The 13,903-nt window shown below is 62.4% G+C and carries 12 protein-coding genes; 7 read left to right on the plus strand and 5 right to left on the minus strand.

The window, feature by feature from the left end:
- The first annotated feature begins 2 nt into the window (after nucleotides 1-2).
- The 3 genes from BLT98_RS24735 (at nucleotide 3) to BLT98_RS24745 (ending at nucleotide 2,039) form a co-directional block, all read left to right on the plus strand.
- Nucleotides 3-389 (plus strand): phage holin family protein, encoded by a 387-nt coding sequence (locus BLT98_RS24735; RefSeq protein WP_034758936.1) that lies wholly within the window; start codon nucleotides 3-5, stop codon nucleotides 387-389.
- 21 nt (nucleotides 390-410) lie between these two features.
- Nucleotides 411-749: a hypothetical protein gene (locus BLT98_RS24740; protein WP_034786335.1), complete on the plus strand. Its 339-nt coding sequence runs from the start codon at nucleotides 411-413 to the stop codon at nucleotides 747-749.
- Nucleotides 750-884: 135 nt separating this feature from the next.
- The gene (locus BLT98_RS24745) at nucleotides 885-2,039 is read left to right on the plus strand and encodes a patatin-like phospholipase family protein (RefSeq protein WP_092612665.1); all 1,155 of its coding nucleotides are present in this window, start codon (nucleotides 885-887) and stop codon (nucleotides 2,037-2,039) included.
- Nucleotides 2,040-2,067: 28 nt separating this feature from the next.
- On the opposite strand, the gene BLT98_RS24750 is transcribed toward BLT98_RS24745, so the two are convergent.
- The 3 genes from BLT98_RS24750 to BLT98_RS24760 form a co-directional block, all read right to left on the minus strand.
- Nucleotides 2,068-2,370, minus strand: coding sequence for a hypothetical protein (locus BLT98_RS24750; protein ID WP_034786329.1), 303 nt, complete (start codon nucleotides 2,368-2,370; stop codon nucleotides 2,068-2,070).
- Between the two features lie 44 nt (nucleotides 2,371-2,414).
- Nucleotides 2,415-2,567 carry a DUF3309 family protein gene (locus BLT98_RS24755; RefSeq protein ID WP_010396415.1) on the minus strand — a complete coding sequence of 51 codons (153 nt, stop codon included), beginning with the start codon at nucleotides 2,565-2,567 and terminating at the stop codon, nucleotides 2,415-2,417.
- A 67-nt stretch (nucleotides 2,568-2,634) separates the two neighbouring features.
- Nucleotides 2,635-3,081, minus strand: coding sequence for an outer membrane lipoprotein (locus BLT98_RS24760; protein WP_034786328.1), 447 nt, complete (start codon nucleotides 3,079-3,081; stop codon nucleotides 2,635-2,637).
- A 266-nt stretch (nucleotides 3,082-3,347) separates the two neighbouring features.
- Here BLT98_RS24760 and BLT98_RS24765 point away from each other — a divergent pair, with 266 nt between their 5' ends.
- The 3 genes from BLT98_RS24765 to BLT98_RS24775 all read left to right on the plus strand — a co-directional run bounded on the left by BLT98_RS24765 (nucleotide 3,348) and on the right by BLT98_RS24775 (nucleotide 5,564).
- Complete coding sequence (locus tag BLT98_RS24765) at nucleotides 3,348-3,902, plus strand: hypothetical protein (RefSeq protein WP_034786326.1); 555 nt, start codon at nucleotides 3,348-3,350, stop codon at nucleotides 3,900-3,902.
- Between the two features lie 82 nt (nucleotides 3,903-3,984).
- The gene (locus tag BLT98_RS24770; RefSeq protein ID WP_034786324.1) at nucleotides 3,985-4,296 is read left to right on the plus strand and encodes a BON domain-containing protein; all 312 of its coding nucleotides are present in this window, start codon (nucleotides 3,985-3,987) and stop codon (nucleotides 4,294-4,296) included.
- Nucleotides 4,297-4,472: 176 nt separating this feature from the next.
- The gene (locus BLT98_RS24775; protein WP_092612479.1) at nucleotides 4,473-5,564 is read left to right on the plus strand and encodes an AI-2E family transporter; all 1,092 of its coding nucleotides are present in this window, start codon (nucleotides 4,473-4,475) and stop codon (nucleotides 5,562-5,564) included.
- 61 nt (nucleotides 5,565-5,625) lie between these two features.
- On the opposite strand, the gene BLT98_RS24780 is transcribed toward BLT98_RS24775, so the two are convergent.
- Nucleotides 5,626-6,573 carry a YihY/virulence factor BrkB family protein gene (locus BLT98_RS24780; RefSeq protein ID WP_092612482.1) on the minus strand — a complete coding sequence of 316 codons (948 nt, stop codon included), beginning with the start codon at nucleotides 6,571-6,573 and terminating at the stop codon, nucleotides 5,626-5,628.
- 70 nt (nucleotides 6,574-6,643) lie between these two features.
- The gene (locus BLT98_RS24785; protein ID WP_034786319.1) at nucleotides 6,644-7,669 is read right to left on the minus strand and encodes an OmpA family protein; all 1,026 of its coding nucleotides are present in this window, start codon (nucleotides 7,667-7,669) and stop codon (nucleotides 6,644-6,646) included.
- A 471-nt stretch (nucleotides 7,670-8,140) separates the two neighbouring features.
- Here BLT98_RS24785 and BLT98_RS24795 point away from each other — a divergent pair, with 471 nt between their 5' ends.
- Nucleotides 8,141-13,891: an alpha-2-macroglobulin family protein gene (locus tag BLT98_RS24795; protein WP_244517683.1), complete on the plus strand. Its 5,751-nt coding sequence runs from the start codon at nucleotides 8,141-8,143 to the stop codon at nucleotides 13,889-13,891.
- Nucleotides 13,892-13,903 lie beyond the last annotated feature (12 nt).

Raw genomic sequence — 13,903 nt, forward strand, 5'->3', positions numbered from 1 at the left:
ATATGGACAAGTCTGCTTCGTCTCACCAGGGGCCGGGATTGATCGGCTCGGTCGCCGGCCTGGCCAAAAACGCCGTCGGACTGATGTTGTCGCGGCTGGAACTGGCCACCATCGAACTGTCGGAAGTGCGCAATCACATGCTGCAGCTGATTGTCATTTTCGCGCTGGCGACCGTGGCGGGCTTGTTTGCCATCGCTTACGGCAGCGTGCTGATCGTCTTTCTGGCCTGGGATAGCCTGGGCTGGAAGATCCTGGCGATCATGACGGTCGTGTTCGTACTGCTGGCCATCGCCCTGGTCATGTATGCGCGCGCCATGCTGCGTCAAGGAAAGCTGTCCATGCCGGCCACCATGGCGGAATTGAAGGCTGACCGCGACATGCTGATGTAAGCTGCATTACGAGGAGAATTCATGTCGGACAACGACAAACTGGCGGCGCAAGCCGCCCGCAAGCGCCTGCTGATCGCCCAGGGCGAAATGTACCGCGTGGGCATCGTGCATGCGCGCGCCAACGTGGGCTATGCGCTGCGCCCGGAATCGATGCTGCAGGGCGTGGTCGAAACGGCGGTCGGCTTTGCCGGCCACCGCGTCGAATCCCTGCTGGCGCCGGGCGGCATGCGTTTGCAAGGCGCCATGCCCTATGTGCTGACGGCGCTATCGTTTATCGGACGCAAGAAGCTGGTCAAGCCGGCCCTGGTTCTCGTGGCCGTGGCCGCCGTCGCCGCCAGCTGGCTGCGCCGCAAGCGCTGAACGCCAGCCGTGTTGCACAGGAACGCCGTCATTGACGGCGTTTTTTTTTGCCCGTACCCAACGTCCGGCACGTGCAGGCGCAATCCCTTACAATGATTCACGCCGCACCCGCGCGGCGGACAGAGGGCTATCTTGATGACGAATTCGAAGACACCGATCAATCAGTTAAATCCTTCGCGCCTACGCATCGTGCTGGTGCTGCAAGGCGGCGGCGCACTGGGCGCCTACCAGGCCGGCGTCTACCACGCGCTGCACGAACATGGCCTGGCGCCCGACTGGGTGGTGGGCACCTCGATCGGCGCCATCAATGCCGCCATTCTGGCGGGTAACAAGCACGAAGACCGGCTCGTGCGTCTGAAGGAATTCTGGCAGCGCGTGGCGCACCGCGACAGCATCGACATGAACCTGGTATCGGACCAGCAGCGCCGCTCGAACATCTGGCTGGCCACGCTCGATACGCTGCTGCGCGGCGTGCCGGGCTTCTTCAAGCCGCGCGCCTTCAGCCTGTTTCCCGCCGGAATCGCCGTCAAGCCGGAAGAGGCCAGTTTTTATGACACCAGCGAGCTGTCCGGCACCCTCGAGGATCTGGTCGATTTCGATTACCTGAACCAGCCCGGCGGCATGCGCCTGACGGTCAACGCCCTGCGCGTCAAATGCGGCAGTCTCACCAGTTTCGACAGCCAGCAGCAGCCCCTGACGGCGGACCATATCCGCGCCAGCGGTGCCTTGCCGCCCGGCTTTGCCGGCGTGCGCGTCGACGGCGACTTATATTGGGATGGCGGCCTGTACTCGAACACGCCGCTGGAAACCGTGCTTGACGATACGCCCCACGTCGACACCCTGGTCTTCATGGTCGATCTGTGGAGCTCGGAAGGACCGGAACCGACCACCCTCGACGAAGTGCAGACGCGGCAAAAGGACGTGACCTTCGCGTCGCGCTCGAAGCGGCATATCGCCGATTACGTCAATACGCATACCTTGCAGCGCAAATTGCGCGAACTGTACGCCGGCCTGCCCGATACAAAGCACAACCGCCAGCAGACGGAAGAGCTGGTGGCGCTCGGTTGCGACAGCACCATGCACATCGTGCGCCTGCCGTATGCGGGGCGCGACTGGCACATGGCGGCCAAGGATATCAATTTTTCCCGGGGCTCCATCGAGTGGCGCTGGGAGCAGGGCTACCAGGATGGCTTGCGCGCGATCAAGGCGGCCGGCTGGCTGGCCTTTGTCACGGAAGATACGCCACTCGTGGTGCACGAACTGCCGCCCTACGAGCGCGACGCCGCCTGATCAGGCCGAGTCGCAAGAGTACGCTTCACTACTGCGGATGGGCCGCTTCGCGCAGTTTTTCCGCGTTGGCCATGTCTTGCCGATACGTGTCCTGCGCATCCTTCAGGCAGGTGGCGCGCGCGGCGGATGGTTCCGAACGGCAGGCTTTTTTGGCCTCGGCCAGGGCGGCGGCGATTTCCTTGCGCAGGGTGCGCAGCTGGGCTTGCGCCGTGCTGTCTTCCTGGTACCAGCGTTGCGGGTCGCCCGGTTGCGGCGTGGCCGTCTGGGCCAGTGCCAAAGGCGCCAGGCTGCAGGCGAACAGGGTGGCCAAGAGTGTGTTGTGGATAGTCATGATAGTTCCTCCTTGAAATAAAAAAGGCGCCGCAGCGCCTTTTTTTACAACCTGCCCGTCAGTAATAGCAGGATCAGTATCACTACGACCAGGCCGGCGATGCCGCTGGGGCCGTAACCCCAGTTGCGGCTATGCGGCCAGGTAGGCAGGACGCCGACCAGGGCCAGGATCAAGATGATCAGAATGATGGTGCCCATGGCAACTCCTTGTTATCGTACGACTCATGCGGGATGGCGGCTGCCTGTTGGCAAGCTCCGCCGAAAATTAATAGCGGTAGACGCGGCCGTCAACGACGCGCACTCGGTTGCCCGGGCGCAAATCATTCGCGTTGTCCTGCACCACGGTGCGGTATTCGCCGTTGTCGAGACGTACGCTGATCTGGTAGGCCTGCGCTTGCTGCCTGCGGCCTTCCACCTGATTGCCCACGACGCCGCCAGCGACGGCGCCCGCCACGGTGGCGGCCGTGCGTCCGCCGCCCGAGCCGATGGTATTGCCCAGCAGTGCGCCGGCGATGCCGCCGACCACGGCGCCCGCGCCGCTGGTTTGTCCGCCGCCCTGCACGATCTGGATGGAGTCGACGGTGCCGTACATGGCGGATTCAGGCTGGTTGGCCGGGTAATATTGTTGTGACTGGGAAGGACCGGTGGCGCAACCGCTCAGTGCGGCGGTGGCGGCGAGCATCAGTGCAGCCAAGGTGGCGTTGGTTTTCATTTTATTCTCCTGACGAGGTGAGGGTGTAGTGCCATCTTAGTCATGCCCCTGTTTCCGGTCTGTACGCTGCCGCACGTACTTATTTGGTGCCGAAAATGGTATTTTTTACCGGGACGATCCAGCAAAACGTTGTTATTTATCCCTGTCTGCCTTCCGCTTTCAAAATAAATTACTTGTGTACGGCAGCGTACAGAAGAGAGGCGGCGATCCACGTAAAACGGTAGTCATGCCAAGCAGACATGCTTGTCACTACCAGGGAGAAATACATGAACAAGAATAAGCTTTTCACCGCCATCGTTGTCAGCCTGGCGTGCGCCGCCTGGGGCGGCCAGGCCGTGGCTGCCACGCCGGAAGCAAAAGCAGCCTACAAGGCGGCCAATGAACAGGCGGGCCTGAATTACAAGCTGGCCCATGCCGAATGCGAAAAAATCACGGGCAACCCGAAGGATGTCTGCATCGCCGAAGCAAAGGCCGTGCGCACCTACGATGAAGCTGTGGCCCAGGCGCAATACACGAATACCCTGCGCGCCTACACCAAGGCGCGCATCAAGATTGCCGATGCCAATTACGACGTCGACCTGACGCGCTGTAATGCGCTGACGGGCAACGACAAGGATGTCTGCGTCAAGCTGGCCAAGTCCACCAAGGTGGCGGCCCTGGCCGATGCCAAGGCAGACAAGAAAGTCATCGAAGCGCGCAGCGATGCGCGTGAAGCAAAAAGAAAAGCCGAGTACAAGGTCGCGACAGAAAAATGCGATGCATTAGCCGGCGCAGCCAAGGATGACTGTATCAAGGCTGCAAAAACCCAGTTCGGTTACTGAGCTCCCTCCGGCGCGCAGTCACCAAACTGGTATAAGAAGCTCATTGTGAGCACATTGATTGACCACTCCTAAGGAAAAAACCATGAAATTCACCAAATCTATCGCTACTGGCCTTTTCGTCGCTTCCCTGTTCGCTGTTGCAGGTTGCGCTTCGACCCCAACCAAGGAAGGCACGGGCGAGTACATCGACGACGCGGCCATCACCACCAAAGTTAAAGCCAGCATCTTCAACGAGCCTACCCTGAAATCGACGGAAATCAACGTTGAAACCTTCAAGGGCGTGGTTCAGCTGAGCGGCTTCGTGGCCCAGCCAGCCGATGCCGCCAAAGCGGGTGAAATCACCCGTGGCGTCAAGGGCGTGAAGTCCGTGAAAAACGACATCCGCGTCAAGTAATGGCCTGACCTGCCGCAGGGCCAGCCCCAGGGCTGGCCCTGCGGCCCTCCACCGACCGTCGCGGGAATCGCATGCATATCCAGCCTACAGATACCCCGCCCGAGCCGGTGGCGGCTGCCTCCACCGAGCCTGCCGGGCCACCTCCCGGCGCGCCCGCGGAGCAGTCAGACTCATCCTTGCGTTTGCCGCTGCATGTCAATGCGCGTGGCATGGCGCTGGGCATCATCGCCACCGTCAGCTTCATTTATGCGCTGCAGTGGGCACAGAAATTCCTCATTCCCGTCATCTTCGGCATTTTCATCGCCTACACCCTCAATCCCGTCGTCGCCTGGCTGGAAAAGCTGCGCCTGCCGCGCGCCATCGGCGCCACGGCCGTCACGGCCCTGATCCTGTTCGGCTCCATCGTCGTGGTCGAGCGCGTGCAGGGCGAATTCGAATCCATCGTTGAAGAATTGCCGGCCGCCACGCACAAGCTGTCGCGCCTGATCGCCGCCAGTACGGGCGGCAAGAACAGCACCTTCCAGAAGATGCAGGCCGTGGCCAATGAAATCGAGCAAGTGGCCGCCGGCGCCGAAGCGCGCCGCAACAACCGCCGCGCGGCCGCCGCCGAGACGCCCAACTTCAAGATCATGGACTGGGTCTGGGCCGGCTCGCTGGGCCTGGTGGGCTTCCTCAGCCAGGCCACCATGGTCATCTTCCTCGTGTTTTTCCTGCTGCTGTCGGGCGACACCTTCAAGCGCAAGCTCGTCAAGCTGACGGGGCCGTCGCTGAGCCGCAAGAAGGTCACCGTGCACATCCTGGAAGATATCAATACGTCGATCCAGAACTATATGTTCATGCTGCTCGTCACGAATGGCTTGCTGGCGGTCCTGATGTGGATCGCCCTGCGCGTGATCGGCCTGGAAAACGCGGGCGCCTGGGCCATCGTGGCCGGCTTGCTGCACATCATGCCGTATTTCGGCCCCTTGCTCATCACCATCGCCACGGGCCTCGTTGCCTTCCTGCAGTTCGAATCGCTGGAAATGGTCTTGCTGGTGACGGGCACGTCGATGGCCATCGCCACCCTGGTGGGCACCTTTGTCACCACCTGGATGACGGGGCGCATCGCCCGGATGAATCCCACGGCCGTGTTCATCAGCCTGCTGTTCTGGGGCTGGCTGTGGGGCGTCTGGGGCTTGCTGCTGGGCGTGCCCATCATCGTCATCGTGAAGGTCGTGGCCGAGCGCGTGCAGGGCATGGAAGTGGTGGCCGAGCTGCTGGGCGAATAGCTTGCGGCAACGTAAAGAAAACGGCGCCCGCGGGCGCCGTTGTTGCATGCAGACTTATCGTTTAGGACTGGTGGCGTTTCAGTATCTTGATTTGCACATCGCCATCGTCCGTCTTCGGCATATCCTTCATGCTGCCCAGCTGCAGGGCGAACTGGCGCGTGAATTCGGCGCCCAGGAAGAAGATTTGCGCTGAATAATATACCCACAGCAGCAGGGCCACCAGCGAACCGGCCGCGCCATAGCTGCTGGCCACGCCGCTGTTGCCGATATATACGCCAATGGCGTATTTCCCCAGTGAAAACATGAAGGCCGTGCCGATGGCGCCGATCAGCACGTCGCGCCAGGACAGGCGCACGCGCGGCAGCATTTTATAGATGACGGCAAACAGGCTGGCGATGACGGCAAAGCCGATCAGGTTCGACAGGATGGTAAACAGCACGGCCGTGTCCTTCCACACGCCTTCCCAGAAGTTGGCGAGGATGGCCATGGCCGCGTTGACCACCAGCGACACCATCAGCAGGAAGGCCAGCACCAGCACCAGGCCGAAGGACAGCAAGCGCGTGCGCAGCATGTCCCAGGCGCCCGCTTCCTTCAGCGGCGGTACTTGCCAGATTTCATCGAGGCTGGCTTTCAGTTCGGCAAATACGCTGGTGGCGCCGAACAGCAGCAGGGCGCTGGCGATGAGGGTGGCGATGCGTCCCTGCTCATGGTTCTTCGCGCCGGCCAGCACCAGCTGGATGGCTTCGGCGCCCTGCGTGCCCAGCAATCCCTGCAGTTGCCCCATCAGTTCGCCGCGCGCGGCGGCCGGGCCATAGAAAAAGCCGGCGATGGCGATCACCAGCACGAGGATGGGGGCGATGGAAAACAGGGTGTAATAGGCGAGGGCCGCGCCCTTGCTCGAGGCGCGGTGTTCCAGCCATTCGGTGACGGAACAGACGATGACACTGCGCATCTGCTTGCTGAACGGCGCCAGGCCGGCCAGTCTGGGATAGCGGGTAGAAATATTCATGGTGGCTTTCAATGCAAAAAAGGGGCGCGAGCCCCTTTTTTTATTCACAAGTGGCGTACCACTGTTTAGCTTACTGCACGCGGCGTTCGATGGTGATTTGTTCCACTTCAACGCGGCGGTTTGGTTCCAGGCACTTGATCAGGTCGGCACGCTTCTTGTTATCGCAGGTGACGACAGGATTGGTGGAGCCCTTGCCTTCGGCCGTCAGGCGGTTGGCGGCGACACCGTGGGCGACCAGGTATTCCTTGACTGCATCAGCGCGCTGCTGCGACAGTTTCAGGTTGTACTTGGCCGAACCGATGCGGTCGGCATAACCGCTGATGACGACGTTGTTGACGTCCGGCGCTGCGTTCAGCACGCGGGCGATTTCGTCAAGCTTGGTCTGTGTCGGGCCCAGCTTGGCGCTGTCGAACGCGAACAGTTCCGTTGCTGCCATCGTCACTTTCTCAAAGCGTGCTGGCGGTGGCGGCGGTGGTGGCGGCACGACCACGACGACTTCTTCACGCACTGGCGGCGGTGGCGGTGGTGGCGGCGGTGCAGGTGGTTTGTCGAACGCGAAGTTCAGGCCCACGGTGACGTAGTAGTTGTTGGCCTTGCTGCTCGGGTCGAACGTATTGCCGCGCAGGAAGCCGTGCACGTTGCGCACGTCAGCCTGGAACGACAGTTGATCGTTGATCGTGGACTGGAAGCCCAGACCGACGCTGGCGTACGGCGAGCTCTTTTTGCGTTCGCCGAAAGCGAAGCTGGTGTCCTTGTCGCGCTGCATGCCGGCACCGACCAGCAGGAAGGGGCGGAAGGCTTTACGCGAGAACATGTACAGACCGTCTACGCCCAGCGTATTTTGCTGGTAGCGCTGTTGGCCATCCTTGGAGCGGGCATACGTGGTGCCCAGCTGGATATCCCAGTCCTGGGAAACAGGTTTACCGAAACGCAAGCCTGCGCCATACCCGGTTTTATCCGTAGCGAAGTCGGAATCTGGCTTGAGTGCGTTGAGGCTAGGTTGAATGTACCAGGAAGGATTGATTTCCTGGGCCTGTGCGCCGAGGGCGGAGCACAGTACTGCGGCGGCAACGGCGATTTTTTTTAGATTATTCACAAGTAACTCCCAACGTTGATAAGAGATTTTCTCTAATGCATCAATGCGACAACTGCCAGACATGCTATTGCTAGAGATAGACAACAATTCCAGGTGCGCTTTCTTGCGATAAATGCACTGCTGTTGGAGTAGAGAATACGGTTGCAGGTTCACATGGTCGGTGCGTTAGCGCACAAAGCATTGTTGTATATCAATGGTGTTGCAGATTCACGACAACTACTTCGGTGTTGAAAAAAACTAATTCGCCTCCGGAAAATTTTGCAATCACGGCCATATCCTGGCGCCGTAACTGGAGGCAATCGTACGACTTGTTACCAGCATGCCACTGTATATTAGCAACAATGATGAGCTTGATAACTAATATTACATTGATGTTGTATTCCTGCCGCGTTCTGTTGTTTTTCCGGGCTTCTCTCGGGCAACTATCGTGCGCCGCAGTCAGCTCCGCCACTTTTCATCAAGGAGTTACCCGTGCCTGACCACCCCCGTGCTGTTTCTTCCCCGCTGTCCGGCAAACTGGCCCCGCTGGGTCTGCTGGCTGTGCTGCTGTCGCTGGGCATGGCTATGCCGGCCTGGGCCGATAGCGGCGTGTCCCTGTTTTCACCGAGCGGCACGGTCAAGGCCGTGCGCCAGGTACGGGCCCAGTTCTCCACGCCGATGGTGCCGTTCGGCGACATGGGCTTGCCCGCGCCGTTCGCCACCGATTGCGGCAAGGCCGAACCTGCCGTCGTGGCGGGCGCGGGGCGCTGGGCCGACGAGCGCAACTGGAACTACGATTTCGAGCGCGACTTGCCGGCCGGCGTGGCGTGCAGCTTTACCTTGAAAGCGGGGCTGAAGGACCAGGCAGGCAAGCCCTTGCAGGGGACGGCGTCCTACCGCTTTTCCACGGGCGGCCCGGCCATCGTCGAGGCCGTGCCGTATGACGGTCAGCCGTATATCGATGAAAACCAGATCTTCGTGCTGGGCCTCGACGCGGTGCCGAACGAGGCCAGCGTGGCCGCCAACGCGTATTGCCGCGCCGATGGCATCAATGAAAAGATTCCAGTGCGGCAGCTTGTGGGCAAGGAACTCGAGCAGGTACTGGCCCTGCGCAAGAGTTTTCTCGACCGCTACCTGACCGTGTATTTCAAGAAGCGGGGCACGCTGTGGAAAGTGGGCATGCCCGTCGCCAGCAAGGGTGCGCCGCCGCTGCCTGTGACCGTGTTGCAATGCAAGCGCAGTTTTCCCGCCAACGCCAAGGTATCGCTCGTGTGGGGTGAAGGCATCGCCAGCGCCAGCGGCATCGCCACGGACAAGGCGCAAACGCTGCAGTTCAAGACGCGTCCCGATTTCACGGCCAAGTTCAGCTGCGAGCGCAGCAATCCGAAAGAGCAGTGCATTCCCTTCCTGCCCATGCGCGTGCAGTTTTCCGCGCCCGTGAGCGCGGCGCAGGTGCGCGCCATGACCCTGAAGGGCGGCGGCAAGACGTATGCGCCGACGATTGCAAAAGAAGAAGAAAAGGCGGAATTCCTGTATGGCGCCACCTTCAATGGCCCGTTTCCCGTGCAGGCCAGTTTCGTGCTGGCCCTGCCGCCGAAGCTGACAGATGACGCGGGCCGCGCCTTGCTCAACCGCGCGCGCTTCCCCATGACGGTGCGCACGGGCGAACAGCCGCCGCTGCTGAAGTTCCCGGCGCCGTTCGGCATCATCGAAGCCAAGGGCGACGGCTTGCTGCCGGTCACCGTGCGCAATATCGAATCTGTGCTCTCCGGCAAGGAAGTCGCCCAGCCAGCCGCCGCCACGGGCGCCACCTTGCGCGTGCCCGACAATGACGACAAGTTCATCATCGAGTGGATGCGGCGCCTGGCCGGCAATGGCGATGGGGGCGAATACTGGCAGCCATATGCGCAATATGCGGGCAACATGAGCAAATCCGTGCTGGCCGACGCGGCCGGCACGCGCCCCATCAGCTTGCCTCGTCCGGACGGCAAGAAAACCTTTGAAGTGATCGGCATCCCGCTGCAGAAACCGGGCTTTTATGTGGTCGAGCTGGCCAGCCCCATCCTCGGCAAGGCCTTGCTGGGCAAACCGACGACGGCCTACATCCGCACGGCCGCGCTGGTGACGAATCTGGCGGCCCACTTCAAGCATGGCGCGCAATCGTCGCTCGTGTGGGTGACGTCGCTGGACAAGGGCGCGCCTGTCGCGAAGGCGCAAGTGGCCGTGCGCGACTGCGCCGGCAAGCTGCTGTGGCAAGGCGCCACGGGCGCGGACGGCGTGGCGCACATCCCCGGCGAGCTGGCCAATTCCTCGTGCAAGAACAATGGCCGCTACTTTATCAGTGCGCGCAGCGGCGGCGACATGACGTTCACCCTGTCGGACTGGGTGGGCGGCATCGAAGCCTGGCGTTTCAATCTGCCCACGGACGACACGCGCGCCGACAACACCTTGCTGGCCACGGTATTCGATCGCACCTTGCTGCGCGCCGGCGAAACCGTGCACATGAAGCATTTCATCCGCAAGCACACGGGCGAAGGCATGAGCCTGGTCGACAAGAACAACGGCCCCGGCAGTGCCACCTCCATCGTCATCACGCACAAGGGCAGCGACCAGAACTACCAGCTGCCCCTGCGCTGGTCCGCCAGCGGCACGGCGGAAAGCGATTGGAGCATTCCCGCGGATGCCAAGCAGGGAGAATACAGCGTGACGATGGCGGGACGCCCGTCCGGCAGTTTCCGTGTGGAAGCGTTCCGCGTGCCGACCATGAAGGCCGTGCTGCAGGGACCGAAGGCGCCCGCCGTGCAGGCGAAGCAGCTGGCCCTCGACGCGCAACTCACGTATCTGGCTGGCGGCGCCGCCACGAATGCGCCCGTCAAGCTGCGCACGGTGCTGCAAGACAAGAGTGTTTCCTTTGCCGACTATCCCGACTATAGCTTCAGCAATGGCGACGTGAAGGAAGGCCTCGTCAAGCAGGGCACAGGCTACGACGACGATGAGGGCGAGTGGCAGGACGAGGGCAATGGCGGGCGTGCCGGCCCCGGCGCCACGGCCGCGCGCACGCAAAGCTTGACCCTGGACAAGGCGGGCGGCGCGCGCATCGTCATCGACCAGCTGCCGCAGCTGTCCACGCCGCGCGACCTGGTGGCGGAAATGGCTTTCCAGGATGCGAATGGCGAGACGGCTTCCGTGGCGACAAGAGTGCCGCTGTGGCCATCGAACGTCGTGATCGGCATCAAGCCCGACGCCTGGGCCCTGAGCAAGGATGCCTTCAAATTCACGGTGGCCGTGCTCGGTACCAATGGCAAGCCGGTGGCGAACGCCCCGGTCGCCGTCGACTTCTTCCAGCGCAACAGCTATTCGCACCGCCGTCGGCTGATCGGCGGCTTCTATGCATATGAAAACAGCAGCGAAGTGGTCAAGCTGGGCCCTGCATGCTCAGGCAAGACGGACGCCAAGGGCCTGTTGATGTGCGACGTGAAGGTGCCCGCCAGCGGCAATCTGATTTTGCGCGCGCGCACGCAGGATACGTCCGGCAACGCGGCGGTGGCCAACCGCGAAACCTGGGTGGCCGGCAGCGGCGACTGGTGGTTCAACGCCAGCGACAATGACCGCATCGACGTCTTGCCGGAAAAGAAACGCTATGAACCAGGCCAGGAAGCAAGCTTGCAGGTGCGCATGCCGTTCCGCTCGGGCACGGCGCTGATCACGGTCGAGCGCGAAGGCATCCTCGACACCTATGTGCGCCAGCTCAATGGGCGGGAACCGGTGGTGAATATCCCGGTCAAACCGAACTACGCACCGAATGTGTATGTCTCCGTGTTTGTCGTGCGGGGCCGGGTCGATGGCGTGCAGCCGACGGCCCTGGTGGACCTGGGCAAGCCGGCTTACAAGATGGGCATTGCACCGCTGAACGTGGGTTGGCAGGCGCATGAACTGAACGTCATGGTGGTGTCCGACAAGGAAGTATATAAAACACGCGACAAGGCGGAAGTGTCCGTGCGCGTGCGCCGCGCCGATGGCAAACCGCTGCCGGCCGGCGCGGAAGTGGCGCTGGCAGCCGTCGACACGGGCTTGCTGGAACTGATGCCCAACGATAGCTGGAAGCTGCTTGACACCATGATGGCGCAGCGCAGCCTGCAGGTGGAAACGGCGACGGCGCAGATGCAGGTGATCGGCAAGCGCCACTTCGGCCGCAAGGCCTTCCCGGCCGGCGGTGGCGGCGGCAAGGGGGCGAGCCGCGAGCTGTTCGACACCCTGCTGTTCTGGAAGGGTTCCGTCAAGCTCGACGCCAAGGGCGAAGCGACCGTGCAAGTGCCGCTGAACGACTCGCTGACGGCGTTTCGCATCGTCGCCATCGCCAGCGCCGGCAAGGAATTGTTTGGCACGGGCAGCACGGATATCCGCAGTTCGCAAGACTTGATCTTGATGTCGGGCTTGCCGACCCTCGTGCGCGAAGGCGACCAGTTGCGCGCCGGATTTACCGTGCGCAACACCTCGGCCGCATCCTTGAGCGTGGACCTCAACGCCAGCGCGGCCGGCAAAGCCTTGCCGCGCCAGAGCTTGACCTTGGCGGCGGGCGAAGCGCGCGAAACGGGCTGGGATTATCAGGTGCCGCTCGGCGCGACCAGCATTGTGTGGGAGATAGTCGCCAAGGCGGGCAGCCATACGGATAAACTCAAAATCACGCAAAAGGTGGGCCAGGCGACGCCCGTGCGCACGTATCAAGCCACCTTGCAGCAGATCGACAAGCCCATCAATATGTCCGTGCAGATGCCGGCTGGCGCCTTGCCGGGCCGGGGCGGCATCCAGACCAGCTTTGTCGCCAGGCTGGGCAGCGAGCTGCCCGGCGTGCGCGAGTACATGGCGGCCTATCCGTACACCTGCTTCGAGCAAAACACGTCGAAGGCCATCGCCCTGCAAGACCAGGATGCGTGGAACAAGCTGGCCGCCAGCCTGCCCGCCTACCTGGACAGCGACGGCCTGCTGAAATACTTCCCCATCATGGAGCAGGGCAGCGACAGCCTGACGGCGTATGTGCTGTCGGCAACGAAAGAGGCGGGCTATGCGATTCCCGAACAGACGAAAAATCGCATGGAAGCAGCTTTGACGGCCTTCGTGCAGGGCCGCATCGTGCGCCGTTCCGCGCTGGATACGACCGACCTGGCCGTGCGCAAGCTGGCCGCGCTGGAAGCGCTGTCGCGTTCGAACAAGGTGCCGCCCGACGCCCTGGAGAGCATCAGCATCAGCCCGAACCTGTGGCCCACTTCCGCCGTCATCGACTGGAGCTTGTTGCTGCAACGCACGCCAAGCCTGGCGCGCCGCGATGTCCTGCTGGCCGAGGCGCAGCAGATATTGCGCTCGCGCCTGAATTTCCAGGGCACGACCATGGGCTTTTCCACCGAGCGCAAGGATAACTGGTGGTGGCTGATGGTCTCCGGCGACGTCAATGCCAACCGGCTGCTGCTGGCCGTGATGGGCAATCCGGCGTGGAAGGACGACATCGGCCGCCTGGTGCGCGGCAGCATGGGCCGGCAGAAGAAGGGCCGCTGGGATACGACGGTGGCCAACGCCTGGGGCACGCTGGCCATCGCCAAGTTCTCGGCCAAGTTCGAAGCCACGCCCGTGACGGGCGCCAGCGCCGTCAAGCTGGGCAGCGATACGCAAGCCCTCGTGTGGAATGGCGCGGCGAAGGTCGGCCCCGTGCTGCAAGCGTGGCCGAAGGGCACGGACACCCTGGGCCTGGCGCACAGCGGCACGGGCAAGCCCTGGGCCACTGTGCAAAGCCTGGCGGCCATCCCGCTCAAGGCGCCCGTCTCCAGCGGCTACACGATCAAGAAAACCATTATGCCGGTGGAACAGAAGACGGCGGGCACGTGGTCGCGCGGCGACGTCTACCGCGTGCGCCTGGACTTGTCGGCGCAGGCGGACATGAGCTGGGTAGTGGTCGACGACCCGATCCCCGCCAGCGCCACGGTGCTGGGCAATGGCCTGGGGCGCGATTCGCAGCTGCTCACGGCGGGCGAAAAATCCACGGGCTGGGTCTGGCCCACGTTCGAAGAGCGGGCGTTCGACGCTTTCCGCGCGTATTACGCCTTCGTGCCAAAGGGTAACTGGAGCGTGGAATACACGGTGCGCCTGAATAATGCAGGGGATTTCAGCCTGCCGGCCACGCGCATCGAAGCCATGTATTCGCCCGAGATGTTTGGCGAGTCGCCGAACGCGAATGTGAAGGTGGGGCAGTGAAAGGGTTTGTTT

The organism is Janthinobacterium sp. YR213, from assembly GCF_900099875.1.
GTDB classification, from domain to species: Bacteria; Pseudomonadota; Gammaproteobacteria; order Burkholderiales; family Burkholderiaceae_D; genus Janthinobacterium; species Janthinobacterium lividum.

Bases quoted from the DNA above. Each gene is read 5' to 3' on its own strand.
- BLT98_RS24735 (WP_034758936.1), top strand. From the start codon at position 3: ATGGACAAGTCTGCTTCGTCTCACCAGGGGCCGGGATTGATCGGCTCG.
- BLT98_RS24740 (WP_034786335.1), top strand. From the start codon at position 411: ATGTCGGACAACGACAAACTGGCGGCGCAAGCCGCCCGCAAGCGCCTG.
- BLT98_RS24745 (WP_092612665.1), top strand. From the start codon at position 885: ATGACGAATTCGAAGACACCGATCAATCAGTTAAATCCTTCGCGCCTA.
- BLT98_RS24750 (WP_034786329.1), bottom strand. From the start codon at position 2,370: ATGACTATCCACAACACACTCTTGGCCACCCTGTTCGCCTGCAGCCTG.
- BLT98_RS24755 (WP_010396415.1), bottom strand. From the start codon at position 2,567: ATGGGCACCATCATTCTGATCATCTTGATCCTGGCCCTGGTCGGCGTC.
- BLT98_RS24760 (WP_034786328.1), bottom strand. From the start codon at position 3,081: ATGAAAACCAACGCCACCTTGGCTGCACTGATGCTCGCCGCCACCGCC.
- BLT98_RS24765 (WP_034786326.1), top strand. From the start codon at position 3,348: ATGAACAAGAATAAGCTTTTCACCGCCATCGTTGTCAGCCTGGCGTGC.
- BLT98_RS24770 (WP_034786324.1), top strand. From the start codon at position 3,985: ATGAAATTCACCAAATCTATCGCTACTGGCCTTTTCGTCGCTTCCCTG.
- BLT98_RS24780 (WP_092612482.1), bottom strand. From the start codon at position 6,573: ATGAATATTTCTACCCGCTATCCCAGACTGGCCGGCCTGGCGCCGTTC.